Annotated in this window: 20 protein-coding genes; 13 read left to right on the plus strand and 7 right to left on the minus strand. The window is 65.8% G+C overall.

From position 1 onward, the window contains the following. Positions 1-79: 79 nt before the first annotated feature. Complete coding sequence (locus tag ACFWO8_RS09250; RefSeq protein ID WP_378946676.1) at positions 80-499, plus strand: MarR family winged helix-turn-helix transcriptional regulator; 420 nt, start codon at positions 80-82, stop codon at positions 497-499. Here the strand turns inward: ACFWO8_RS09250 and ACFWO8_RS09255 are convergent. Together ACFWO8_RS09255 and ACFWO8_RS09260 are read right to left on the minus strand one after the other, a co-directional pair. Beyond that, the gene (locus ACFWO8_RS09255; protein ID WP_378946679.1) at positions 483-1,328 is read right to left on the minus strand and encodes a helix-turn-helix domain-containing protein; all 846 of its coding nucleotides are present in this window, start codon (positions 1,326-1,328) and stop codon (positions 483-485) included. The genes ACFWO8_RS09250 and ACFWO8_RS09255 overlap by 17 nt on opposite strands. A 123-nt stretch (positions 1,329-1,451) precedes the next feature. Next, entirely contained in the window at positions 1,452-2,036 is a 585-nt protein-coding gene (locus ACFWO8_RS09260) for a DUF4282 domain-containing protein (protein ID WP_378946684.1), read from the minus strand. 194 nt (positions 2,037-2,230) lie between these two features. Between ACFWO8_RS09260 and ACFWO8_RS09265 the strand changes: the two genes are divergently transcribed. The 3 genes from ACFWO8_RS09265 (at position 2,231) to ACFWO8_RS09275 (ending at position 5,799) form a co-directional block, all read left to right on the plus strand. Next, entirely contained in the window at positions 2,231-2,725 is a 495-nt protein-coding gene (locus tag ACFWO8_RS09265) for a hypothetical protein (RefSeq protein WP_378946687.1), read from the plus strand. Between the two features lie 107 nt (positions 2,726-2,832). Next, positions 2,833-5,007, plus strand: a complete 2,175-nt coding sequence (locus ACFWO8_RS09270) for a molybdopterin oxidoreductase family protein (protein WP_378946690.1) — start codon at positions 2,833-2,835, stop codon at positions 5,005-5,007. A 168-nt stretch (positions 5,008-5,175) separates the two neighbouring features. Beyond that, a complete protein-coding gene (locus ACFWO8_RS09275) occupies positions 5,176-5,799 on the plus strand; it encodes a pyridoxamine 5'-phosphate oxidase family protein (RefSeq protein WP_378946693.1) in 624 nt (207 codons plus the stop codon). A gap of 1 nt (position 5,800) precedes the next feature. On the opposite strand, the gene ACFWO8_RS09280 is transcribed toward ACFWO8_RS09275, so the two are convergent. Continuing rightward, complete coding sequence (locus ACFWO8_RS09280; protein ID WP_378946696.1) at positions 5,801-6,256, minus strand: GtrA family protein; 456 nt, start codon at positions 6,254-6,256, stop codon at positions 5,801-5,803. Between the two features lie 69 nt (positions 6,257-6,325). On the opposite strand from ACFWO8_RS09280, the gene ACFWO8_RS09285 reads away from it, so the two are divergent. The 7 genes from ACFWO8_RS09285 to ACFWO8_RS09315 all read left to right on the plus strand — a co-directional run bounded on the left by ACFWO8_RS09285 (position 6,326) and on the right by ACFWO8_RS09315 (position 15,996). Next, positions 6,326-7,753, plus strand: a complete 1,428-nt coding sequence (locus ACFWO8_RS09285; protein ID WP_378946702.1) for an FAD-binding protein — start codon at positions 6,326-6,328, stop codon at positions 7,751-7,753. Continuing rightward, the gene (locus ACFWO8_RS09290) at positions 7,750-8,529 is read left to right on the plus strand and encodes a decaprenylphospho-beta-D-erythro-pentofuranosid-2-ulose 2-reductase (RefSeq protein ID WP_378946706.1); all 780 of its coding nucleotides are present in this window, start codon (positions 7,750-7,752) and stop codon (positions 8,527-8,529) included. Before ACFWO8_RS09285 ends, ACFWO8_RS09290 begins: the two co-directional genes overlap by 4 nt. A 115-nt stretch (positions 8,530-8,644) precedes the next feature. Continuing rightward, a complete protein-coding gene (locus ACFWO8_RS09295) occupies positions 8,645-10,579 on the plus strand; it encodes a galactan 5-O-arabinofuranosyltransferase (RefSeq protein WP_378946709.1) in 1,935 nt (644 codons plus the stop codon). 267 nt (positions 10,580-10,846) lie between these two features. Then, positions 10,847-11,389, plus strand: coding sequence for a hypothetical protein (locus tag ACFWO8_RS09300; RefSeq protein ID WP_378946712.1), 543 nt, complete (start codon positions 10,847-10,849; stop codon positions 11,387-11,389). A 191-nt stretch (positions 11,390-11,580) separates the two neighbouring features. Beyond that, a complete protein-coding gene (locus ACFWO8_RS09305; protein WP_378946715.1) occupies positions 11,581-12,138 on the plus strand; it encodes a hypothetical protein in 558 nt (185 codons plus the stop codon). Between the two features lie 150 nt (positions 12,139-12,288). Continuing rightward, positions 12,289-15,672 carry an arabinosyltransferase domain-containing protein gene (locus ACFWO8_RS09310; protein WP_378946718.1) on the plus strand — a complete coding sequence of 1,128 codons (3,384 nt, stop codon included), beginning with the start codon at positions 12,289-12,291 and terminating at the stop codon, positions 15,670-15,672. Between the two features lie 162 nt (positions 15,673-15,834). Continuing rightward, positions 15,835-15,996, plus strand: a complete 162-nt coding sequence (locus ACFWO8_RS09315) for a hypothetical protein (RefSeq protein ID WP_156677619.1) — start codon at positions 15,835-15,837, stop codon at positions 15,994-15,996. Positions 15,997-16,069: 73 nt separating this feature from the next. On the opposite strand, the gene ACFWO8_RS09320 is transcribed toward ACFWO8_RS09315, so the two are convergent. Continuing rightward, on the minus strand, positions 16,070-19,402 hold the full coding sequence (locus ACFWO8_RS09320) for an arabinosyltransferase domain-containing protein (RefSeq protein ID WP_378946723.1): 3,333 nt from the start codon (positions 19,400-19,402) through the stop codon (positions 16,070-16,072). A 457-nt stretch (positions 19,403-19,859) separates the two neighbouring features. Further along, positions 19,860-20,174: a hypothetical protein gene (locus tag ACFWO8_RS09325; RefSeq protein WP_378946727.1), complete on the minus strand. Its 315-nt coding sequence runs from the start codon at positions 20,172-20,174 to the stop codon at positions 19,860-19,862. Between ACFWO8_RS09325 and ACFWO8_RS09330 the strand changes: the two genes are divergently transcribed. Further along, complete coding sequence (locus ACFWO8_RS09330; RefSeq protein WP_378946730.1) at positions 20,173-20,520, plus strand: hypothetical protein; 348 nt, start codon at positions 20,173-20,175, stop codon at positions 20,518-20,520. The two genes, ACFWO8_RS09325 and ACFWO8_RS09330, sit on opposite strands and share 2 nt — an antisense overlap. Before the next feature lie 371 nt (positions 20,521-20,891). Next, complete coding sequence (locus ACFWO8_RS09335; protein WP_378946733.1) at positions 20,892-21,389, plus strand: peptidylprolyl isomerase; 498 nt, start codon at positions 20,892-20,894, stop codon at positions 21,387-21,389. Between the two features lie 74 nt (positions 21,390-21,463). Here ACFWO8_RS09335 and ACFWO8_RS09340 read toward each other — a convergent pair whose 3' ends face one another. Beyond that, complete coding sequence (locus ACFWO8_RS09340; RefSeq protein ID WP_378946736.1) at positions 21,464-21,760, minus strand: hypothetical protein; 297 nt, start codon at positions 21,758-21,760, stop codon at positions 21,464-21,466. A 10-nt stretch (positions 21,761-21,770) separates the two neighbouring features. Then, positions 21,771-23,117, minus strand: a complete 1,347-nt coding sequence (locus ACFWO8_RS09345) for a hypothetical protein (RefSeq protein WP_378946739.1) — start codon at positions 23,115-23,117, stop codon at positions 21,771-21,773.

Here is a 23,117-nt window from a genome sequence, read left to right on the forward strand (position 1 = left end):
ACATTACATGCGCACGCATTAATTGCCAACACATAAAATGCCGTTGCATGAACATGGGGCAACCACTACGATGGGGGCCATGAACCCGGCCGTAACGTCAGCTCGGCGCAATGAAGCGCCCACCGAGCTGGTCGGTCAGTGGCGTGAACTACTCGGCAGGCATGCCGCGGTGAGTTGCGCGCTGGAGAAGGCGCTCCACAGGGACCACGAGATCGGCCTCAGCGAATTCGAAACGCTGGACCGACTGGTCGACGCGGCGTGTCAGAAGTACCGCATGACAGAGCTCGCCCAAGACATCTACCTGAGCCAGAGCGCGCTGTCGCGCGCCGTGGCCCGGCTGGAACGCGACGGCCTGGTCGAACGCAGCATGTGCGATCTCGACCGTCGCGCCATCTTCGTCCAGCTCACCGACAAGGGCAGGGAGGTCTACGACCGAGCCCTGCCCACCCACCGTTCGGTGCTCGCCGGTTCGTGGGACAGCCCTACAACGTGCCCGTAGCCGCCGTGGTGATATCGGCGAAAGCGCCGCGGTAGCGGTCGAATTCGACCGGTTTGTCCAGATAACTGCTGCCCGCGAGGGTTTCCACGTAGACCACTGGCGGCTCCGGTCGATCCACCGAATCGTCGACCCCGAAATCCAGGATCACGAACCGGCCCGATTCGAGACCGGCGTGATAGCCGCAATCGCCGGGAACCACCTGGATACGCACCGTTTCACGCTCGGCCAGCTCCCGTAATCGCGCGAGCTGGCCCGCGCGCACACGGTCGTCACCGATGCACCGGGTGAGCACCGACTCGGCCAGCACCACGTCCAGCCGCAACGGGGTGTCGGCCCTGGTGACCAGGGCCTGTCTGGCCGCCAATACCCGCAACCTGCGCTCGAGCCCTGCCTCGGTCAGGTCGGGAATCGTCCGCTCGAGCAGCGCCTTCGCGTAGTCGGCGGTCTGCAACAGTGCCGGGACCACGCCGTCCGCGTAGAGCGAGAGCCCCGACGCGGCTTCCTCGAGACCGATGTAGACCTCGAATCCCTCCGCGATCACGTCGCCGTAGCTCGTCCACCAACCCCTGGCTTTGGTTTCGCGAGCCAAGGCGGCCAGCGGTTCGACCAGGTCGGCCGGCGCGCCGTACACCTTGCACATGGCCTCGACGTCGAGGCTGCGCAACGACGTCTGCCCCGTTTCGATCCGCCAGATCTTCGCTTCCGACCACTCCAGTTGCGCCGCCGCGGTTCTCGTTGTCATCCGCGCACGATTGCGCAGGTCACGCAAGTGCCTGCCCAGCTGCCTGCGCGGCATCGTGGAACCCGTGACGCCCTGTGGTGAAGCCATACTTCCCCCCTGTATCCGAACTCCGGTCTCCGGACAGAACTTTCGGAGACCGCCCTACGCAGCCGACATCTCGTCGGATCTGCGTACGGATTGTTTCACAATGAATCGGACACTGCGCAAGACCTATTTTTTCTTGCGGAACCGCCAGAACTGCACCGCTCGAACGTCTTCGGAGAGTTGGTTCACCGGCTCGGCGACATCGGACAGGGCCTGGAACAGGCCATCTGCCAGTTCACTGATGTGTTCCACGCGACCGGCCAACCGGGCGGTGTTGTCGGCGAATTCGAGCATCAGCCGGACTGCGGCGGCGATGGTGAGGCCCAGCGGGACGGCCACCAGCGCGGCGAGCACGCCGAGGACGGCGGAGGCCTTCCACATCAGCACCGTGAACGCGATCGGCAGGCCGACGCCGAAGGAAGCGACGCTCAAAACGTAGGCCAGCGGCAGCAATGTCCTGGTCGCGGGCCTGCGGAACTGGATATCGAGCAGGGACCGGGCCGCCTCGGCGGCCCACTGTTTGGCGGAACCGGTACTGCGGAACGGCTCTTCGAACCCCGCGTCGCGCGCCAGGTCCGCTTGGTGGGAACCTTCAGCTGCTCGACCCGACCGCGTCCCGCCTGCCTGTTTCCAAGAGAGCCAGCGTGATTCGGCGTCGAATTCCTCGGCGTCCTCGTCATTCGGCTCAGGGGTGCCCGGCGCTTCGGTCATGTCCCAAATCCTGCCCGCTTTCGCACCCCGTCGCCAACCTGGGCGGCACCTTACCCGTGATAGCGACGGTTCCTGGACTGAGACGAATCAGACACTCTCGAATATTTTTCGAGAACGGCGTAACGAGTCGGCCACCCCGCACCGATACGCCCCATGAACGCAGGAACAGAGCTCTTCGGGGAATGGAGAACACAGTGCGCACGACGTTTCCGACCACCACTACGGCCGCCGACAAAGGTGCCGCCGCGCAGGAGTACGCCGCGCGTGGATGGACGGTTGCCGAAACAACCAACGGCCTGTGCTTGATCACCGACGACGACGTCTCGGCCATCGAGATCACCGGCGAGATCGCTGGTACGGTCCGTCGCTTCCTGCGCGCCAACAACCTGTCCGGCCCCGTGATCGAGATCCCGGGCCAGGAGCGTCGCGAGATCCACCTGGTCACCGGCGTCCGCAAGGCCGCCATGGCGATCGAGGCCATGCGTGAGGCCGGCATCATCGTGTACACCGACGGTGCCAGCATCCCGCTGCCGCCGACCCAGCTGGCCGCGGGCAGCGCCGCCTGGGGCGTCGCTCCCACCGAGGCTCGCTGGATCCCGCCGGTCGTCGCTCTCGGTGCGGCCGTGCGCTCGGCGATGGCACGCAAGCAGAAGACCGGCAAGCGCGCCGCGCTGACCCTGGCCAGCTGACCTGAACCAGCCGACACCCGCGATCCGCGACGCCTCCCCGACGTCGCAGCTCGCGGGTTTTCGGCGTTTCCGGCCATCGCCCGGCCCGGTGGGCGTAAGCATGAGATATGGCTCCAGGTTCGCTGTCTCATCGGTCCGCTTTACGGACCTGCCCGCTGTGTGAGGCCGTCTGCGGTCTCACGGTCACCCTCGACGACGCCGACCGGGTGCTGTCGGTGCGCGGTGATCGCGACGACCCGTTCAGTAAGGGCTTCCTGTGCCCGAAGGGCGCCAGCTTCGGCAAGCTCGACGACGATCCCGACCTCGTCACCACCCCGCTGATCCGCGACGGTGACGGGTTCCGCGCCGCGGGCTGGGACGAGGCGTTCGACCTGATCGCGTCCGCGTTCGCCGAGATCCCCCGTGGCTCGGCGGCCGTGTACCTGGGCAATCCCAACGCACACACCGTCGCGGGCGCGCTCTATCTGCCCGTCCTGATCCGCGCGCTGAGCACCCGCCACATCTACACCGCGAGCTCCGCCGATCAGATGCCGAAGCAGGTCGCGGCCGGGCTCATGTTCGGCGACCCGCTGACGGTCCCGGTTCCCGACCTCGACCGCACCGATTTCCTGCTGATGCTCGGCGCCAATCCGCTCGAATCCAACGGGTCGCTGTGCACCGCGCCGGACTTCCCCGGCCGGTTGAAGGCTCTGCGGGCTCGCGGGGGCAAGCTGGTCGTGGTCGATCCGCGCGAGACCAGAACCGCCGCGCTGGCCGACCAGCACCTGTTCATCCGGCCGGGCGCCGACGCCTATCTGCTGTTCGGGGTGGTGCACACGCTGTTCGACGAAGGTCTGACGGACGTGCGCGTCGACGTCGCCGGGCTCGACGAACTGCGCGCGGCCGCCATCGACTTCCCGCCCGAGGCGGTGGCCGAGCGCACCGGTATTCCCGCCGACACCATCCGCACACTGGCCCGCGAACTCGCCGCCGCGCCCACGTCGGCCGTCTACGCGCGGATCGGCACCTGCACCGCCGAGTTCGGCACGCTCACCCAGTGGCTGGTCGACGCCGTCAACGCCCTCACCGGCAACCTCGACTCCCCCGGCGGTGCCATGTTCGCCGACGCGGCGGCAGGCGGGGTGCAGCGCAGCAAGCCCTTCCGGCTCGGCCGCTGGACCAGCCGGGTGCGGGAACTTCCCGAGTCCATGGGCGAACTGCCCGTCGCCACCCTCGCCGACGAGATCGAAACCCCAGGTGAGGGGCAGATCAAGGCGCTGGTGACGGTGGCGGGCAACCCCGTGCTCTCCGCGCCGAGCGGTGCGCGACTGGACAAGGGCTTCGCTGGGCTCGAGTTCATGGTCAGTGTGGACAGGTACGTCAACGAGACCACCAGGCACGCGAACGTGATTCTGCCGCCGCCGCGCTCGGTGCAGTCACCGCACTTCGATTTCGCGCTGCTGCAGTTCGCCGTGCGCAACTACGCGCGGTACTCGCCGCCGCTGGTCCCGCTGGGCGAGCGGCCATCGGAATCGGCCGTGGTGGCCCGCCTCGCGGCCGCGGTGAGTGGTCAACCGCACGCCGGGACGGGCGCGGCCAGCCCGATCGCGATGGTCGACGAACTCGTCATCGCCGGCACCCTGCACAAGGCCGACATGAGCGACCGCCGCGATGAGCTGACCGGCACGGACACCACCGAACAGCGCCTCGACCTGATGCTCAAACTGGGCCCGTACGGTGCGTGGAACGGCGGCGAACTGAGCCTGAAAACCCTCATGGACAACCCGCACGGCATCGACCTCGGCCCACTGCGTCCCCGACTGCCCGGTGTCCTGCGCACCGCGTCGAAAAGGGTGGAGCTGGCACCGCCGCAACTGCTGGCCGACGTCACCCGCCTGCGCACCGGACTGGCGAGCGCCAAGCCTGCGATGGTGCTGATCGGACGACGTCAGCTGCGCTCCAACAACAGCTGGATGCACAACATCGCGGGCCTTGTCGGCGGCTCCAACCGATGCACGCTGCAGATCCACCCCGACGACGCGACCCGCCTCGGTCTCGGCGACCAAGCCGAGATCACCTCGGCGGCGGGCTCGTTGACGGTGCCGGTCGAACTGACGCCGACGATCATGCCCGGTGTGGTGAGCCTGCCGCACGGCTGGGGCCACGGCGCGAGCACCACCCAGTCGGTCGCGCTGGCGCACGCCGGAGTGAATGCCAATGTGCTGACCGATGATTCGGTGGTCGACGAGGTCTGCGGCACCGCCGTGTTCAACGGCGTACCGGTGACGGTAGGTCCGGTCTGATCGGTCCTGACCTGGAAACCGTTGCGCAAACTCGGCTTTCATCCCATTCGCAACAATGGACACGCCACGCTGTCAGTAAGAGTCCCCTAGACTGAGTGAGATTGCGGTCACAGCGGGGGTTTCGTCTAGAAGCCCGCATCAACCGGTACGGCTAGCAGAGGGGGCCCGATGCCCGAAAATTTCGTCGGCAGCGACGGAGAACACGAGCTACAGGACACGTTGGGCACCTCGGACAGAGCCGAGCGCTTCTACGACGACCAGGTGATCGACTACCTGAACCCCACGATGGTCGATTTCGTCGCCCGCATGGACATGGCCTTCATCGCCACCTCCGATTCGCACGGCGAATGTGACTCCAGCTTCCGGGCCGGAACCCCCGGATTTCTGCACGTGATCGACGATCGCACGATTGCGTACCCCGAGTACCGAGGTAACGGGGTAATGGCCAGTCTGGGCAATATCCTCGAGAACCCGCACGTCGGGATCCTGATGATCGACTTCGTTCGCGACCTCATCGGCCTGCACATCAACGGAAAAGCCCGCATGGTCGCCGACAGCGAGCTGCGCGACACCGTCACCGACCTGCCAACGGCCGAGCGGGGAAAATCCTCGCAGGTGTGGGTCGTCGTCGATGTCGAAGAGGCCTATATCCATTGCCGCAAGCACATTCCGCAGATGGTGCCGGTCGCGCGGGATCAGCGCGAATGGGGCACCGACAACATGCGCGCCAAGGGTGGCGACTACTTCGGCGTCAAGGCAGGCCGACAGCACGTCGAGGCCAAAGCAGGCTGACCTATTTGATCTTGAAGATCACCACACGCTGCACCACGAAGTTGATGACGGTTGCGGTGCCCTGCGCGACGACGAACGCCAGCGGCTGGCGCCACCACTCGTCGGCGAGCGCGAAGTACATCACCGCGTAGATCCCGACCTGCACGGCGAAGGTCACCGCGTACAGCGCGACCACCGCGAGGAACCGTGCCCTGCTCGGCTCGGCGTTGAACGTCCAGCGCCGATTGATCAGATACGCGGTGGTCGTGCCCGCGATGAAGCTGATCGCCTTGGCGAGAATCTCCGGCAACCCGAGCACGTTCGACAGCAGGGCGAGCAGACCGAAGTCGACAACAGCCGACAAACCACCGGTCAGCGTGAACCGCACGATCTGCGTCTTGAGGTCGACTTCGGTCCCGCCGGGCTCGTCGACCAGGGGAATTTCGGCGGGGAGCGGCAGATGCGGTTGGGCTTGCACGTGAGAAGCGTACGAGACCGGCGCACTGTCCTGCCACGTATACCCGCCATGCATGTAGCCTCTTAGCCGATGTCTGAGAACATTTCGACCACCAACGATGACGCGTTCGCGCTCCCTACGCGCACCCGCAAGCTCACCGGTTGGGGTCGCACCGCACCCACCTCCGCCGAAGTGCTCTCGACCAGCGATCCGGAACTGATCGCCAAGGCCGTGAGCATGGTGGCGCAGGACAACGACTCCAAGCCGGCGCATCTGCGACGCGGCGTGATCGCGCGCGGCCTCGGCCGCTCGTACGGCGATCACGCCCAGAACGCGGGCGGGCTCGTGATCGACATGCCCGCGCTCAACCGCATCCACCGCATCGACCGCGATTCGCGCATGGTCGAGGTGGACGGCGGGGTGAGCCTGGACCAGCTGATGAAGGCCGCGCTGCCGTTCGGCCTGTGGGTTCCCGTGCTACCCGGTACTCGCCAGGTGACCATCGGCGGCGCCATCGCCTCCGATATCCACGGCAAGAACCACCACAGCGAAGGCAGCTTCGGCAACCACGTCCGCTCGATCGATCTGCTCACCGCCGACGGTTCGGTGCGCACGATCTCGCCGAGCTCCGACGCCGAGCTGTTCTGGGCGACTGTCGGCGGCAACGGCCTGACCGGCATCATCCTGCGCGCCACCATCGAGATGGCGCCGACGGAGACCGCGTACTTCCTCAACGACGGTGTGAAGACCTCCACGCTGGACGAGACCATCGCGGTCCACAGCGACGGCAGCGAGGCGAACTACACCTACTCGAGCGCGTGGTTCGACGTGATGAACCCGCTGCCCAAATTGGGTCGCTCCTGCCTGACTCGCGGCCGCCTTGCCAAGGTCGACGAACTGCCGAAGAAGCTGCAGAAGAATCCGCTGAAGTTCGACGCGCCGCAGCTGCTGACGGTGCCGAACATCTTCCCCAGCTGGTCGGCCAACCGGCTCTCGCTCGGCGCGGTCGGCGAGGCGTACTACGCCATGGGCGGCACCTACACCGGCAAGATCCAGAATCTGACGCAGTTCTACCACCCGCTCGACATGATCTCGGAGTGGAACCGGGCCTATGGACCCGCCGGTTTCCTGCAGTACCAGTTCGTGGTGCCGACCGAGGCCGTCGAAGAGTTCAAGCGGATCATCATCGACATCCAGGCGTCCGGGCACATCTCGGCGCTCAACGTGTTCAAGCTGTTCGGCGAGGGCAACGCGGCGCCGCTGAGCTTCCCGATGCCCGGCTGGAACATCTGCGTCGACTTCCCGATCCGTCGCGGCCTCAACGAGCTGGTCACCGACCTGGACCGGCGCGTGATGGAGTTCGGCGGACGGCTCTACACCGCCAAGGACTCGCGCACTTCCGCCGAGACGTTCCACAAGATGTACCCGCGGATCGACGAGTGGATCAAGGTCCGCCGCAGCGTCGACCCGAATGGCGTGTTCATGTCCGATATGGCCAGGAGGCTGGAGCTCCAGTGATCAACGCAGTTGGCAACCCGCAGACCATCCTGCTCTTCGGTGGCACCTCCGAGATCGGTCTCGCGATCGTCGCCGAGTACCTGGCCAAGAGCCCGGCACGAGTGATCCTGGCGAACCTGCCCGGCGATCCCCTGCTCGAGAACGCCGTCACCCAGGTGAAGGCCGCCGGCGCGACCCAGGTCGACGTCATCGACTTCGACGCGCTCGACACCGACTCGCACCCGAAGGTCGTCGATTCGGCGTTCGCCGCCGGTGACGTCGACGTCGCGATCGTGGCGTTCGGGGTGCTCGGCGATGCTGAGGAGCTGTGGCAGAACCAGCGCAAGGCGGTCATGACCGTCGGCATCAACTACACCGCCGGTGTGTCGGTGGGTGTGCTGGTGGGCGACAAGTTCAAGACCCAGGGCCATGGCCGGTTCATCGTGATGTCCTCGGTGGCCGGTGAGCGCGTTCGCCGCTCCAACTTCGTCTACGGCTCCACCAAGGCCGGCCTTGACGGCTTCTACCTCGGTCTCGGCGAAGCGCTGCGCCCGTTCGGCCCGCGCGTGACCGTGATCCGTCCGATGCAGGTCCGCACGTCCGCGACCAAGGCCCACTGGGAAGCCACCGGCGCCAAGGAAGCCCCGCTCACCGTCGACCCGGAAGACGTCGCCAAGCTCGCCGTCACCGCCTCGGAGAAGGGCACCGAGATCGTCTGGGCCCCGGGCGAGGCCCGCTTCCTGATGTCGGCCCTGCGCCACGTGCCGCGCCCGATCTTCCGCAAGCTCCCGATCTGATCGACTGCGTTCAGGACTGCCGCATCATCCCCGGATGGTGCGGCAGTTCTGCTTTGCGGCTCCACTAGGCTGGCTCGGACCGTGGAGCACAGTGGAGCCGGAGGATTGCGCGCCGATGACGACCAATGACGAGGTGCGGGCGGGGCGCAGGATCTGGACCGGGGTCGGCGAAGGGGCCGCCGCCGCGGTGGTGGCGCTCGTTGTCGCCGCGGTGGGGCTGTTCGCGTTCTCGGCGGTGCAGTGGCCTGCGTTCAACTCCTCCAATGTGACTCGGGCGCTGACCACGGTGGGACAGGTCGCTTCGATCGCGCTGCTGGTGGTCTCGGTGCTGCTGATCCGGCTGCGGAAGTGGCCGCTGGTGGCGAAACTACTGTCCTGGGTGGGGATTTCGAGTTTTGTCACGGTCACGCTCGGGATGCCGCTGGCAGCGACGAAGCTGTATCTGTTCGGTGTCTCCGTGGATCAGGAATTCCGGACCGAATATCTGACCCGGCTCACCGACAGCGCCGCGCTGCGCGATATGACCTATGTGGATCTGCCGCCGTTCTATCCGGCCGGGTGGTTCTGGATCGGCGGGCGCGTGGGGAACGTGCTCGGGATGGACGGCTGGGAAGTGTTCAAGCCGTACGCGATCGGGCTGCTCGCCATTGCCGCCGCGGTGGCGCTGGTGTTGTGGATGCAGTTGGTGCGGGCCGATATGGCGGTGGGCGCGGCGGCCGCGGTGACGGCGATGACGTTGGCCTATGCGTCGCCGGAAGCCTATGGCGCGGTGCTCGTGGTGTTCATTCCGCCGGTGCTCGTGTTGGCGTGGGGTGCGTTGCATCGGCGGTCCGGTGGCTGGGGCGCGGTGCTCGGTACCGGGGTGTTCCTCGGGGTGGCCGCGTGTTTTTACACGTTGTACCTGGGGATTGCGGCGTTCACCGTGGTGTTGATGGCGATCGTCGCGGCGGGTTTCGCTGCCTACACTCAGCGGGCCGCTGGGCCGCCGGCATGGCGGGCCGCAATCGCACCGCTGACGAGACTGGTGGCTATCGGCGGTATCGCCATCGTGCTCGCACTGGTGGTGTGGACGCCGTTTCTGCTGAAGATGCTGTCGGGCGCGAGAATCCCCTCCGGCAGCGCTTTCCACTATCTGCCGGAGTCCGGTGCACAGCTGGCGTTCCCGATGCTGGAGTTCTCCCTGCGCGGAGCCCTGTGCATGATCGGCGTGCTGTGGCTCGTGGTTCGCGCCGGGTCATCAAGGCGCGCACAAGCATTGGGTATCGGCGTCGTGTCGATCTACCTGTGGACACTGCTCTCGATGACGGCGACCGCGGCGGGCACCACTCTTCTGTCCTTCCGGCTGGAGCCGGTCCTGCTCGCATTGCTCGCCGCCGCAGGCGTTTTCGGCTTCGTCGAAGGTGCGAAGGCCGTCTACCAGGCTGTGAACGAGCCCGCCCCGCTGCGCACCGCGGCCGCCGCGATCGCCGTCCTCGGCGCCATGGCCTTCGCCCAGACGATCCCCACCGTGCTCACCCACGAGATCGACACCGCCTACACCGACACCGTGCCCACCGACGTACCCAACGCCGACGGCACCTTCGGGGAACGCGCCGACAAACGCAAGCCCTCCGCTGTCGCGTACTACCACGCGGTCGACGATGCCATCCTGGACCAAACCGGCCGCCCCCGAGACGAATCCGTCGTCCTCACCGCCGACACCACCTTCCTGGCCTTCTACCCCTACTGGGGCTTCCAAGCCCTCACCTCCCATTACGCGAACCCCCTGGCCGACTTCAAGGCCCGCGCCGCCACCATCGCCGAGTGGAGCAAGCTCCCCAACTCCCCCGCCCTCGTCGAAGCCCTGTCGAAGTCCCCCTGGCGGGCCCCCGACGCCTTCCTCTTCCGCAACGACGGCGACAACTACACCCTCCGCCTGGCCGAAGACGTCTACCCCAACGACCCGAACGTCAAGCGCTACACGGTGTCCTTCCCCAAATCCCTCTTCACCGACCCCACCTTCACCCGCACCGAAATCGGCCCCTTCACTCTGATCACAGTGCGCCGCTGACAGCGGCTATCACGAACCATCGTCGGTGGCCGTGGGAAAGCCTCCGTCTTCTCCCGGCTCAACACGTCGTGCCCCGTCTGCGTTCCCATGACGTGGCGCGGATCGTGTCCGATCCGTGCCGAACCAGGTGTTCATCTCGCGATACGGCACTACACTGACGGGTGCGGCACGGTCGCCGCCGGCGGATCACACAACCCCCGGCGGCTGGCGTAGGAATCAGATCCTGCACGTCACGGGTCCCGGCGACCCGCTACCGGAGGAGGACGTATGTCCGATCCGTTGCACACGAGGGTGTGCCTCACCGGCCTGAACTGCTCCTGCCCGAGCATCAGCGTTTTCCTGGTACCCGAACCGCTGGTTCTTGGCGGGCAGATGATGCACCTGCTCGAACAGGCGCCCGTCGCCGGGCGAATACCCCAACCCACACCGGACGCGGAGCTGATCGACCTGATCCAGGCCGTGCGCACGCCGCTGGACACGCGTGGGCTCGCTCGCGCGCAGCAGGTCGCGTTCTCGGGGCCGCGCCACGATCCGCCGGTCGCGCGGGCGGTGCTGCACGACCATCTCATCGAAGAATCCGCGCCGTGGGGGCTCGACGTGGACGATCCGGCCGAACTGACCCGGCTGGCGATGCTGCCCGAGCGTCGCATCGGCGTGCGTCGTATCGACGATTTCCAGGCGTATTCGATCCGTCAGGCGATGCAGGCCGTCTATCGGTATTTCGAGATCGACCAGCGCATACCGTTGGTTTATCACGGCTTCGCCGACCCACGCGACGGCTGGTTCGCGCTGCGCGCGTCGGCGGCGTAACTGGCACGTGTGTCGATTGACACCCGGTAGCCACTGGTGTGCGGGACAGCGATAGACCACAATATGTCCGGTCAGTGTCAACAAACCGCGCGGTCGGTGTCGCGGGGCGAGTACGCTGCGAAATGTTGGAAGTTCGGCCGACCGAAATCAGTTTTGGTAGCGCTGATCGGTAGGGATGCAGAGGTATAGCTATGACGCTCAGCCGATCGGAGCGGATCGATCTTTTGACCGCACGCGCGCAGAGTCAGACTCGTGACCCGGGGCCGCGCGAGCCGCGCCCGCAGCGAGCGCCACGCGAGCCGCGCGCCACACGCGAACAGCTCGGATCGCTCGGCGAGATCGAGCGGGTGGTCATCGACGCCACCATCGCCCTGCTCGCGCCGGGCCAGAAATTCGCACTCCTGTGGTCACTGCAAGTCGGCGAGCAGGCCGTCGCCGGGGTGCAGATCAAAGAGCGCGACGGAACGGTCACCAACCTGATGCCGCCCATCGAGGTGCTCGAGTACCTCACCGATCACAAGCGGATGTCCTACGACCCGGACACCGGTGCCTGGCTCAGCGCCGAGATCTTCATCGCGGGCCCCACCCGGTACAAGACCAACTACTCCACCGTCGCCGTCGCGGACTGGATGCCGGAGGTCTCGGCCGACGACCTCGTCGCCGAATTCGCCGCCTTCCCGCGCCTCGACTCCGAGATCCCCGATTGGGCCCGATCCCAGCTCGACTGGGCCGCCCGCCGCACCGGCTGAGGCGCACCTTCGCCTTCGCTCCGGCCATGGGCAGCCGAGGAACGCCTACGCCTCAGCTCCAGCCCATTCGCAGCTGAGGAACGCCCGTCGCCTGTGCCATTAGGAGCGGCGCCGACCGGCGCACAGGTTCGATGGCTAGCATCAGTCCCCGTGCGACCGGACCGATCTGAACGAGCGTTCACCCGATACCGCCTGATCGCCCTTGTCTGTGGGCTGCTCGGGTTCGTGCTTGCCCTGCTCACACCGCTGTTGCCGGTGCGCCAGGACCGCGCGAGCCTGGATTGGCCGCAAGCGGGCGCGACCAGCGTCGAGGCACCGCTGGTGTCGTATGTGCCCCAGCGCCTCGATGCGCGGCTGCCGTGCACGATGCTGAGTGGGCTGCCCGGTCCCGGCGCGGAGAACCCGACAACGACCACGCTGTTGACGACGATTCCGGCCGCCTCCGGCAAAGCCGACCGCGGGCTGAGCGTCACCGTGCGCGACGGCGTGGTGGGGGTGCAGGCGCGCGATGTGCCGATGCTGTCGGCGCCGATCGCGGAGATCGGCGGGTGTGAGCACATCAGTATCGTCTCGACCATCGAGGCGACGACCGTCGAGTTCGTCGGGGCGGCGCGCCAGGACGGCACCCCGTTCCGCAACACCGTCACCGTCGACAAACGCCCCCAGATCGTCGGCGTCTACACCGACCTCGACGCGGCGGCCCTCACCGGCGCCCGACTGCACGCCGATATCGACTCCCGCTTCACCTCGACGCCGACGACGCTGAAACTGGTGGCGATGATCGGGGCTGGAGTCTTCACCCTCCTCGCGCTGATCGCGCTGCACCTGCTCGACACCGCCGACGGCCGACGTGCCCGCCGCTTCCTGCCCCGGCACTGGTGGCGGATCACCCCGACGGACGTCGTGGTGGTCGTGACGCTGCTCGGCTGGCATGTGATCGGCGCCAACACCTCCGACGACGGCTACATCCTCAATATGGCGCGCGCGTCGGGCCCGTCGGGCTACATGGCCAATTACTACCGCTGGTTCGGCGTGCCGGAGGCACCGTTCGGCTGGTCCTACGAACTGCTCGCCTGGATGACGAAGATCTCCGACGCCAGCCCGTGGATGCGGCTGCCCGCGCTCGCTGCCGGACTGGTCTGCTGGGCGGTGATCAGCCGGGAAGTGCTGCCCCGCTTGGGTGCTCGCGTGCGCCGCGACAAGGTGGCGCTGTGGACGGCCGGCCTGGTGTTCCTGGCCTTCTGGCTCCCCTACGACAACGGCCTTCGCCCCGAACCGCTGATCGCGGCCGGCGCGCTGCTCACCTGGTGCCTCATCGAACGCGCCATCGCCACCGCACGACTGCTGCCCGCCGCCTTGGCGATCCTGGTCGCCGCGTTCTCGCTGGCGGCAGGCCCGACCGGCCTGATCTGTATCGCCGCGCTGATCGCGGGCACCCGGCCGGTCATGCAGGTCATCATCAAACGAGCACAGGGTCTGCGCCCGCGCCGAATCGCCGCCGACAGCGAGTTCGACGCCGCGGATGACCAACCGTCGAGCGATGCGACCAGCGCCGCGAAGACGGGCGACACGAACAAGACGGAAGGCACGGCGGATCGACTTTCGCTGGGCACCAAGATCTTCCGGTACGCGGCACTGCTTGCCCCCGGTGTCGCGGCGGGCACGCTGGTGCTCATCATCGTGTTCGCCGATCAGACGCTGGCCACCGTCATGGAAGCCACCCGAGTCCGCACGCTCGTCGGCCCGAACGTCGCCTGGTTCGACGAACGCACCCGCTGGGACTCGCTGTTCATGCTCTCCCCCGACGGCTCGCTGGCCCGCCGATTCGGCGTCCTGGTGATGCTGCTGTGCCTGCTCGTCTGCATCCTGCAAGTCCTGCGCAAGGGCCGTATCCCCGGCACCTCACGCGGTCCCTCGGTGCGCATCCTCGGCATCGTCTTCGCCGCGCTCCTGCTGATGATGTGGACGCCGACCAAGTGGACCCACCACTTCGGTGTCTACGCGGGCCTGGCGGGTTCGCTGGCGGCCTTGGCCGCGGTGGCCGTTGGTACCAACGGAATTCGCGCTCCACGCAATCGCTCGCTGTTCGCGGCGGCCGTTCTGTTCCTGCTCGCGATGACCTTCACCGGCTCCAATGGCTGGTGGTACGTGTCCAGCTACGGTGTGCCGTTCTGGGACAAGGCGCCGATGGTGGCGGGCAAGGGCGTTTCGACCCTGTTCCTCGGCCTCAGCATCCTCGCCCTGCTCGTCGCGCTGTATTTCCACCTGCGCGCCCACTACCGAACCCCCTCCGACACAGGGCGTTTCGACCGCTTCGCGACCATGCCACTGACCATCGCGGCGGCACTACTCGTCCTGTTCGAGGTGGCGTCGATGGCCAAGGGCGCCATCACCCAGTACCCCGCCTACTCCATCGCGAAGTCGAATATCAATTCGCTGCAAGGCAATACCTGCGGCCTCGCCAATGACGTACTGGTGGAATCGAATACGGCCGATTCGCTGCTCACCCCCTACACCGGCGACCCTGCCGACGGCCTGAACGCCGAATCCACCGGCTTCACCCCGGACGGTGTAGCCGACGACCTCACCGCCGATGCCGACGAAACCGTGGTCGGCGGCGCCAACTCCGTCGACACCGATTCCGCCAACAAGACCACCAAGACCACCGGTGCGGGCACCGGCGGTGGCACCAGCGCCGAACCCGGCATCAACGGCAGCACCGTCGCCCTCCCCTTCGGCCTCGACCCCGCCCGCACCCCGGTCCTCGGCTCCTTCCAGGACGGGGTCCAGCAGCAGGCGAAGCTGACCTCACAGTGGTATCGCGTCGACCTCAACGACAGCGTGCGCGACGATCCCGCCTACCAGGCTCTCGTTGTCACCGCGGCCGGGCGGATCCGCTACGTCGACACCGACGGCGTCGTGCACTACGGCCAGGATCTGCGCCTGGAATACGGCACCCGCGCCGCCGACGGTTCCGTCGAGACGACCGGCTCGGTCGCGCCGATGGATATCGGGCCCGCCCCGTCGTGGCGCAACCTGCGCGTGCCGATCGATCAGTTGCCCGTCGGCGTGAACGCGGTGCGCCTGGTCGCCGCCGACAACGACATCACCGGCAAGCAGTGGCTCGCGGTTACCCCGCCGCGCCTGCCGAAACTGGCCACCCTGGACTCGGTGGTCGGCCGGACCGCTCCGGTGCTGCTCGACTGGCACGTCGGCCTGGCGTTCCCCTGCCAGCGCCCGTTCGAGCATCACGACGGCGTCGCGGAGGCCCCGCAGTGGCGGATTCTGCCCGACCGGGTCGGTTCGGACGCGTCCAACGCCTGGCAGGACGATATCGGCGGTGGCCCGCTCGGGTGGACAAATCTGCTACTGAAGGCCGAGACTGTGCCCACCTATCTCGACCATGATCTCGGCCGTGACTGGGGCTCGCTGGAGCGGTTCACGCCGTATCAGCCCGCTCCGCCCGCCGAGATCGAGGTGACGGTGATCGAGCAGTCAGGTCGAGCGAAGGAACCGGCAATTCGGGCACAGTGACGTGCGTTACAGACACTGGCAGCGCAAGGGCAGTGACCAGGCACTGGCGCATGTCGCATACGAAACGCTCAGTGCCCGTTAGGGTTTCGATAAGGTGAAGCAACTGTAAATGTCAGCGTAAAGGTCCTGTGCCTGCACGTTTGAGCACGTACGCTGGTGGGTATGACAGGAGCCTTCGATGACATGGATCTACGAGATCTCGTCGAGTTGCTCAGCAACGACGAGAAACAAGAACTACGACCGGCCGTAATGCGGGTACTGGAAAGACTGCCTTCACAAGAGGTATTACGTCGCGACCTGAACCGTCGCATGCTCAACGTCTGACTCCTGTCCCCCATCCGACCGAAAAGGCGCGGACCACACAATGTGATCCGCGCCTTTTACTGTCCGGCCGAGGTCAGAACACCCGCAGCGGGCCCGGGGTCCACAGCCCGTTACGCGGCGCGGTGCCGGTCTCGAGCTTGGCGGGGGTGGCCTGCGCGTACTGGTCGTAGCGCTCCAGCGAGCCCCAGTCGCGGGCCCAGTCGTCCTTCAGGTAGGTCGGGATGGTGACCCGGCTCGCCAGCATCTGGGTCATGCCGAGCGGACCACCGAACTCCTGCGCCTGCCAGGTATCGGTCGACGAGATCGCCAGCGGACGGTCCGGCAGGATCCGGTAGTTCGGCACCTCGGCCACGCCGTTCTTGTGCGCGAACGGACGCTGGCACGGGAACTGCAGGCCGACGGCCCAGTCCAGCAGCACCGGCTGGTCACGGCCGATGAACGTGTCCAAGCTCTGCAGCTTGGGCACCCGCGGCGGGGTGAACGCCAGCCACTGATCGCCGATCAGGATCGGGTCGTTCGCCAGCACGCGCACGGCGTTCACCTCGGCCGGGAGGTCGGCCAGCGGCACGCGCAGGTTGCGCCACGACGGCGCGGGGCCGATATCGCGCGGCTGGTAGGCGCCGAGCGTGGTGACGCTGCCGTCGGGGTTGCGGGTGCCGTATTCGACGAACAGCGCCTGACCGTACTTGTCGGAGCCGGAGTCGTCCTTGGAGGCGATGCGTCCGGCCGCGCTGATCACGACCAGTGGCGAGTCGTCGGAGCGGGCGGGCAGGCCGTACCAGGCCGATTCCAGGTGGGCGGGCTGCTGCATGCCCTCCTGGTAGGAGCCGAGAATCGGGGTCTGGGCCGGGTCGAGACCGAACGGCAGCGCCACGGTCGAACCGTTGACGCCGAGTGCGCCCTCACCACCGCCGGTGCCCGCGCTCTCGCCTTCGGCGAAGGCCGCGCCGACCGACTGGTTGCTGGTGTTACCGGTGCCCGGCTTCACCTCGACCGCGTCGGCCGACAGATCGCCCGGCACGCCGTTGGGGGTGAACCCGACCGAGCCGGAGCCGGCCAGTGGGTCGTTGGGGTCGGTGAACGGGCGGGCCGGGTCGACGATCGGGTCGAGCCTGCCACCGTTCGGGTCGGATTCGACCAGCACGTCGTTGGCCAGGCCACACGAGTTGTCGCTCAGCGCGTCGATGTTGGAGCGGCCGAGCGAGTAGCCGGGGTACTGCTGCGTCGCGCCTTTGACCAGCGAGAGCACTTCGAACAGCACCATCAGACCGACCACGATGGTCAGCGGGATGGCGGCGAACTTGCGAATCCTGTTGCCGCGCTTGGTCTTCACCGACGGCACCGGCTTCACGTAATCTTCGCGCAGCGCGTACCAGCCGACCAGGGCCAACGCCACGCCGAACAGGATCAGCATCACGGTGTTGGAGTTGATGCCGCTCACCGAGATGGTCTTGTCGAACCACGGCACGCCGTAGCTGGACACGTACCAGTAGCCGTTGATGCCGGAGAACGACAACGCCAGCACGAACATCAATCCGGCCAGGAAGATCGCCCGGTTCTTGCGTGAACGCAGCGCGCTCTGCGACACGGCCACCGCGGTCACCGCCGCGAGCCCACCCGCGATGCCCGCGTAGGCACCGAAGTGGTGGGTCCACTTGGTGGGGTTGAACATCATGAAGAAGATCGTGCCGAAGACGATCCCCATCAGCCGCCAGGTCGGACCCGATGCGATCCCCGGCACCTGACGGCGGCGCAGCAGTACCAGCAGCGTCGTGAACAGGCACAGCAGCATCACCAGGAAGGCGAAACGGCGAGCCAGCGAGCCGTCGACGGTCTCGACGAACATGTAGTAGTAGCGCAGGTAGTCCTCGTACCAGGCCAGGTTCGGGCCGGTGGCCTGACGGACCCGGTTGGCTTCCTGAATACCCGCGAAGGTCTGGTCGCCGTAGACGACCGTGAGCACGAGCATGCCCGCCGAAGCGATCGGCGCGAGCAGCGCGACCGTGCCGAACTCGCGATGACGGCGCACGATGATCCGCACCAGCGGCCGGATACCGGCCAGCAGCGCGGCCACACACATCAAGCCGGTGGGCGCGGCGGCGAGGGTGAAGGCCGCGATCAGCACCGCGATGCCCGCGGGCAGCAGGCGGCCGGTGGCGATGGCGCGTTCGATGGAAACCCAGGTGAGCAGCGCGCCGAGGGCGACGATCGGCTCCGAGCGCAGGCCGTTGTCGAACGGCAGCCAGAACGCCAGGAACACCAGGCCACCGGTCCACAGCGCCACCTGCGAGCGCTTCACCGCGTTGCCGAGGCGAGGCACCACCTCACGGCTGATCACCATCCAGCACAGGATCGCGCAGATCAGCGCAGGCACGCGCACCCACGGGCTGGCCGTGGAGATCTCGGCGAACACCTGGATGACGTAGTAATACCAGCCGAATGGCGCCTCGGGGACGCCGTACCAGCGGAAGTAGTTGGCCATATAACCCGCGTCGGGGGCCACGCGCACCATCGACAGGATGTAGCCGTCGTCGGAGGTGTTGGCGCCGACGAAATGCCAGACCAGCAGCGTGCCGATCACCGCGCCGTCGGCCCAGGTGGGCTTGAGCCAGTTGCGCGGCAGGAAGCGGCGGTGGCCGCGCCCGTCACTGCCGTCGAGGCGGCCGAGCGCGGCGAGCGCCAGCAGCGTGCACAGCACGGCCGCGATGATCGCGACCAGCTTGATCAGCGACGGGCTCGACGAGAATCGGGTGTCGATCGTCGAGGTCAGCGAAAGGCCCGGCGGCACCGCGCCTTCGAGATCGGTGAACACGCCCACGATCTGCGGCCGCAGGTCACCGGGGAGCTGCCCCTGCACCGGCACCTGCACGGTTTCCACCGCACCAGGCTGTCCGGCGATCGGCCGCTCGACCTGCTTGGTCAGCCCCGCGAACGCCGCGGTGGTGCGGTTCTGGTCGGAACTGATGACGATCGCCGAACACCCGTCCATCGCCGACCGGTCCGCCGAGGCGACCACCGCATTGCGATCCACCACATCGACCGCGGTATCGGAGACGCGCACGAACAGCGCCTCCAAGGCCGCGCGATCGCCCTGCGGGGGCGCGGTCGCCAGCAGCATGCCGCCCTGCTCGGGCAGCGACGACACGGCACTACACGGGATCGACACATTCAGGTCGATCGGCACCTGCGACATCAGCGGTGCAGCCACGTTCGCGAGCGTGCCGTTCTGCGGCCAGTTCAGTTGGGCGGTGGTCTGCGTGACCGGAAGAAACGGCGTGGCCACCGCGAACAGGGCACCGAGAATCCCGGCGACCATCGCGATCCATCGCGCGATCCGGAAGTCCCTCGCGGTGACCACCGGTTCGGCAGGAGGCTTGGTGAGAACAGCTGTTGCGGCGTCTGGCACGGTTCGACATCGTATCTGTCCGCCCCTGGTTGTGAGGGGGCGCTCGCCACACCAGCGGCCGCGCACCGGCCGACGGTGCGAAGTTCGAGCGTTTCATCAGGGGTGTGGAGTCAGCTCGTCTTGACGGCAGTCGGCGGGTGAGGCGGAAACGTGCCGTTTTAGCGTCATGCCGATCAGCTATCAATCCGGCGCGAACGGCGCGCTCGGCAGTCATCTCGGATCAGCACAGGAGTTTCTCGACGATACCAGTGTGCAAAATACACTTGTATAAAAAGTCCAGTAATACCTGTTAAATGGCGTAACGGTCACGTATTTTAAGGGCGAGAACGCAGGCTCGGGACGGAATCACGAAGGTTTCTCCTGCGAAATATTCAGGCCGAAAGAATCGCAACGACGAACAATTGCGGTTGTATTCTTGAACACGACAGCTTCACTTCGAATGTCTGTCGGTTTCACCCTAGGAGTACGCAATGTTCGATAAAAAGCTGTTTGCGCGCGCAACGATGGCTTCCTTGAGTTGTGCGGCGGCCGCAGTCGCTTTCGGAATTGGACCGGCGCAGGCCGCCGGATCCACCACCGTCGCACCCGCCGGTGCGAATGTAACGGCGACCAATTCGGGCACGGTCAAATTCGTGGCGGGCAGCGTGACCGTCACCTGTACCAGCTCCACCGCGACCGGATCGGTACCCGCCGCACCCGGAAACACCAATCCGAGCGGGCCGGTGTCGGTGCCGATCGCGGCGCCGACCTTCTCCGGCTGCACCACCAGCATGTGGGGTGTCAGCGCCACCATCACCACCAGCGGCAGTTGGGCGCTCACCGGGCAGAACGGCCCCACCATCACCGGTAGCCTGGCGATTCCCACCGGTGGCATGGTGATCAAGACCAGCGGCCTCGCCTCGTGCACTGCCGTAGTCGCGCCCACCGCGCCCGCCTCGATCGCGGGCACGTGGACCAATGGGGCACCCTCGAAGGTCTCGGTAACCAACGCATCAGCCCCGGTCAAGGTGACCGGCGGGTTCGGGTGCCCGACCAGCTCCACCACGGGCTCTGTCACGGCCACCTACTCGGTGGCCAACACCAGCACCCCGTCGGTGCCGATCACGGTCGGCCCCTGATTCCATCGACAGATATTCGGGTGACGGGTAACGCGACGAAGTCACTACGAATTCGGTGAAATATATGCAATAAAGACCCGCGTGCGTAGCAATACGCACGCGGGTCCACACATTCTGGGGCATACTCCGTCGGCGAGGCCGCGCGCTTGTTCGAAGCGCGCGGATTTCGTCGTGTCAGGGGTGCGTCCGAAATAGTCTTCGATGCCGTTCATTCTATTCCGAATACCCTTGGAAATTAATCCGCATGGTTATCCATTCAGGGTGCGCCTTTCGCGAATATCCAGCCTGGCATCGCACCGGGAAGACGAGGTGACGCGCCCGCCCGGACCCCCGCTCTCTTCTGAGCCCCCGCCCTCCCTAGACTCGACTCCATGACCAAGGTGAATATCGAAACCAACTACGGACCTATCGTGCTCGAGTTGGACGACCAGGCCGCGCCGAACACGGTCGCCAACTTCGTGAACTACGTGAACTCGGGCCACTACGCCGGCACCGTGTTCCACCGCGTCATCCCCGGTTTCATGGTGCAGGGCGGCGGCTTCGAGCCCGGCCTGAAGCAGAAGCCGACTCAGGCGCCGATCCAGAACGAGGCCACCAACGGCCTGAAGAACGACAAGTACACCGTCGCGATGGCCCGCACCAACGACCCCCACTCGGCCACCGCTCAGTTCTTCATCAACATCTCCGACAACGCCTTCCTCAACCACTCCGCCCCCCAGGGCCAGGGCTGGGGCTACGCCGTCTTCGGCAAGGTCACCGACGGCTTCGAGGTAGTCGACAAGATCGCCGCCGTCACCACCGGCAGCGCGGGCCCCCACCAGGACGTCCCCGTCGACGACGTCATCATCGAATCCGCCACCGTCGCTTAATCTTTCGACGCAGTGCACCGGGCCGCCACCGTCATATCCGGTGGCGGCCCGGGCCGTCAGACGATCTTCGTCGATCAGTCACCACTGAACCACAGATATCCATTACACCTGATCGCCTTCTCCGCAGCCATACGCAATGTGTCGAAGACCTCTTGTTCAAGCTCATCCTCGGATGACATATCCAACAGTTCATCTAGAAACAAATTCAACTGGAAAGTGTTGAACATTGTATCTGCGTACGCGTGTATCTCACCGAGCATAGTGCCCGAGGGTGCGGCCAGGGCCATCTCCGACAACTTGGGCGCCACCCGCTCGAAATAGATTTCAACCCGGTCATGCATCTGATTCTGAACGATAATCGAGATACCCATAACTCACCTTCTACGGAATCGGGAACATGTTTGTCACAGTTCCCCACCTGTCAGTAATTATCTTGTAGCGACTTGTCGGATTTCCACCCGACTGTCCTACGTTTTCGCCGGCATCGATATCCCGTTCATAGTTGCCATATTTGTTTGGCCCCCTCGCCGTCTCATCCTCCCCCAGGTCGATAAGGTCATCCAAGTCTACGTCCTTATCAAATGTACTCTTGTCCGGGTCTGCCGCAGCCGTCGCACCGCCTTCGACATGTTTGTCGCGAATGTACTCCTCGGCTAGGTCGGTAAGCCCTCCCAGGGGAATCGCTGGTGCGACGGGAAGATTCTGGTAGCGCTGGGAATCGTCGACTAGCACCTTCATCGCGATGATCTCAGCGAGCGCTAAGGCCACCTTTTGGGTGTCAGGCACTTCGTCGAAGGCAGTAATAGCAGCGACAGCCCCACCGAACGCTGCCGCGAAACCGAGAATCTTCAGAAGGTCCGCAGAATTGAGGACCTTGCGGATTTTCGTCATGGCGCTGACTACGAGCACACCGACCCTAGCTACTCCTGCCACAGCCGAGCCGCCCAGGGAGAAGATGGATCCGACGGCGGCAAGACCGATGGTGAATCCGGCTTCGATCTTGAGATCGGTCATTTCTATATCGATTTGCCGACTGGCATTGTGGATACCGGTGTTGAATTCACCGACGGGAGCGGCGATCTTCTGAGCAGCCAATACTATGGCGTCGGCCGAGGTGCCGATGGTGTTGAGGTGCTGCTGAATCAGTTCTCGGTTCTTGATCTGATCCATATCGTCGAACATCGACGAAATGGTTGCGATTCGCGCTTTCGCCCCGGACAGAGCTGCACTCGACGCGAATGTCGACCAAGCCTCCGATACCTTCGCGAGCGCATTGACGTTTGCATTTGGCAGCTTCTTGAACTCGCTGGTGATATCGCTTAGTAGGTCGTCGAAGAACTGGCCGTCACCGTCTTTACGTACCCCGATTCCGGACGTTCCGGTAGTCGCCGACGGAATCGTAACCTTATATTCTGACATCGCTGCGACGGTTGGCCGCGGCGGTGCTGGGTCACTGTTATTACTGGTTCCGTAGTTGTACCCGGACGCATAGAGGACATTACCGAAGTTGGTAAGAGCATCCGAAAGGTTCGTGCATGCTTGGAGCGCGCGCTGAGCGACACCGTCGTAGGCTTTCGCCCATTCGACGCATCCCGGCGCGTCTCCCGCCATCCCGGCGCCCACGTCTTTGACCGCTGTGTGCAGGGGCTTGTCAGCCGCGCGCAGATCGTCGGCTAAGTCGTGGCATTTCTTGGCAGCGTCATAGTAGGAAACCCAATCGACGTACAC

The organism is Nocardia sp. NPDC058480 (assembly GCF_042720495.1).
Lineage (GTDB): Bacteria > Actinomycetota > Actinomycetes > Mycobacteriales > Mycobacteriaceae > Nocardia.

What these genes read in the sequence shown, in the direction of transcription:
- ACFWO8_RS09250 (WP_378946676.1), top strand. Translation starts at nt 80, where the DNA reads ATGAACCCGGCCGTAACGTCAGCTCGGCGCAATGAAGCGCCCACCGAG.
- ACFWO8_RS09255 (WP_378946679.1), bottom strand. Translation starts at nt 1,328, where the DNA reads ATGGCTTCACCACAGGGCGTCACGGGTTCCACGATGCCGCGCAGGCAG.
- ACFWO8_RS09260 (WP_378946684.1), bottom strand. Translation starts at nt 2,036, where the DNA reads ATGACCGAAGCGCCGGGCACCCCTGAGCCGAATGACGAGGACGCCGAG.
- ACFWO8_RS09270 (WP_378946690.1), top strand. Translation starts at nt 2,833, where the DNA reads ATGGCTCCAGGTTCGCTGTCTCATCGGTCCGCTTTACGGACCTGCCCG.
- ACFWO8_RS09275 (WP_378946693.1), top strand. Translation starts at nt 5,176, where the DNA reads ATGCCCGAAAATTTCGTCGGCAGCGACGGAGAACACGAGCTACAGGAC.
- ACFWO8_RS09285 (WP_378946702.1), top strand. Translation starts at nt 6,326, where the DNA reads ATGTCTGAGAACATTTCGACCACCAACGATGACGCGTTCGCGCTCCCT.
- ACFWO8_RS09295 (WP_378946709.1), top strand. Translation starts at nt 8,645, where the DNA reads ATGACGACCAATGACGAGGTGCGGGCGGGGCGCAGGATCTGGACCGGG.
- ACFWO8_RS09300 (WP_378946712.1), top strand. Translation starts at nt 10,847, where the DNA reads ATGTCCGATCCGTTGCACACGAGGGTGTGCCTCACCGGCCTGAACTGC.
- ACFWO8_RS09305 (WP_378946715.1), top strand. Translation starts at nt 11,581, where the DNA reads ATGACGCTCAGCCGATCGGAGCGGATCGATCTTTTGACCGCACGCGCG.
- ACFWO8_RS09315 (WP_156677619.1), top strand. Translation starts at nt 15,835, where the DNA reads ATGACAGGAGCCTTCGATGACATGGATCTACGAGATCTCGTCGAGTTG.
- ACFWO8_RS09330 (WP_378946730.1), top strand. Translation starts at nt 20,173, where the DNA reads ATGTGGGGTGTCAGCGCCACCATCACCACCAGCGGCAGTTGGGCGCTC.
- ACFWO8_RS09325 (WP_378946727.1), bottom strand. Translation starts at nt 20,174, where the DNA reads ATGCTGGTGGTGCAGCCGGAGAAGGTCGGCGCCGCGATCGGCACCGAC.
- ACFWO8_RS09335 (WP_378946733.1), top strand. Translation starts at nt 20,892, where the DNA reads ATGACCAAGGTGAATATCGAAACCAACTACGGACCTATCGTGCTCGAG.
- ACFWO8_RS09340 (WP_378946736.1), bottom strand. Translation starts at nt 21,760, where the DNA reads ATGGGTATCTCGATTATCGTTCAGAATCAGATGCATGACCGGGTTGAA.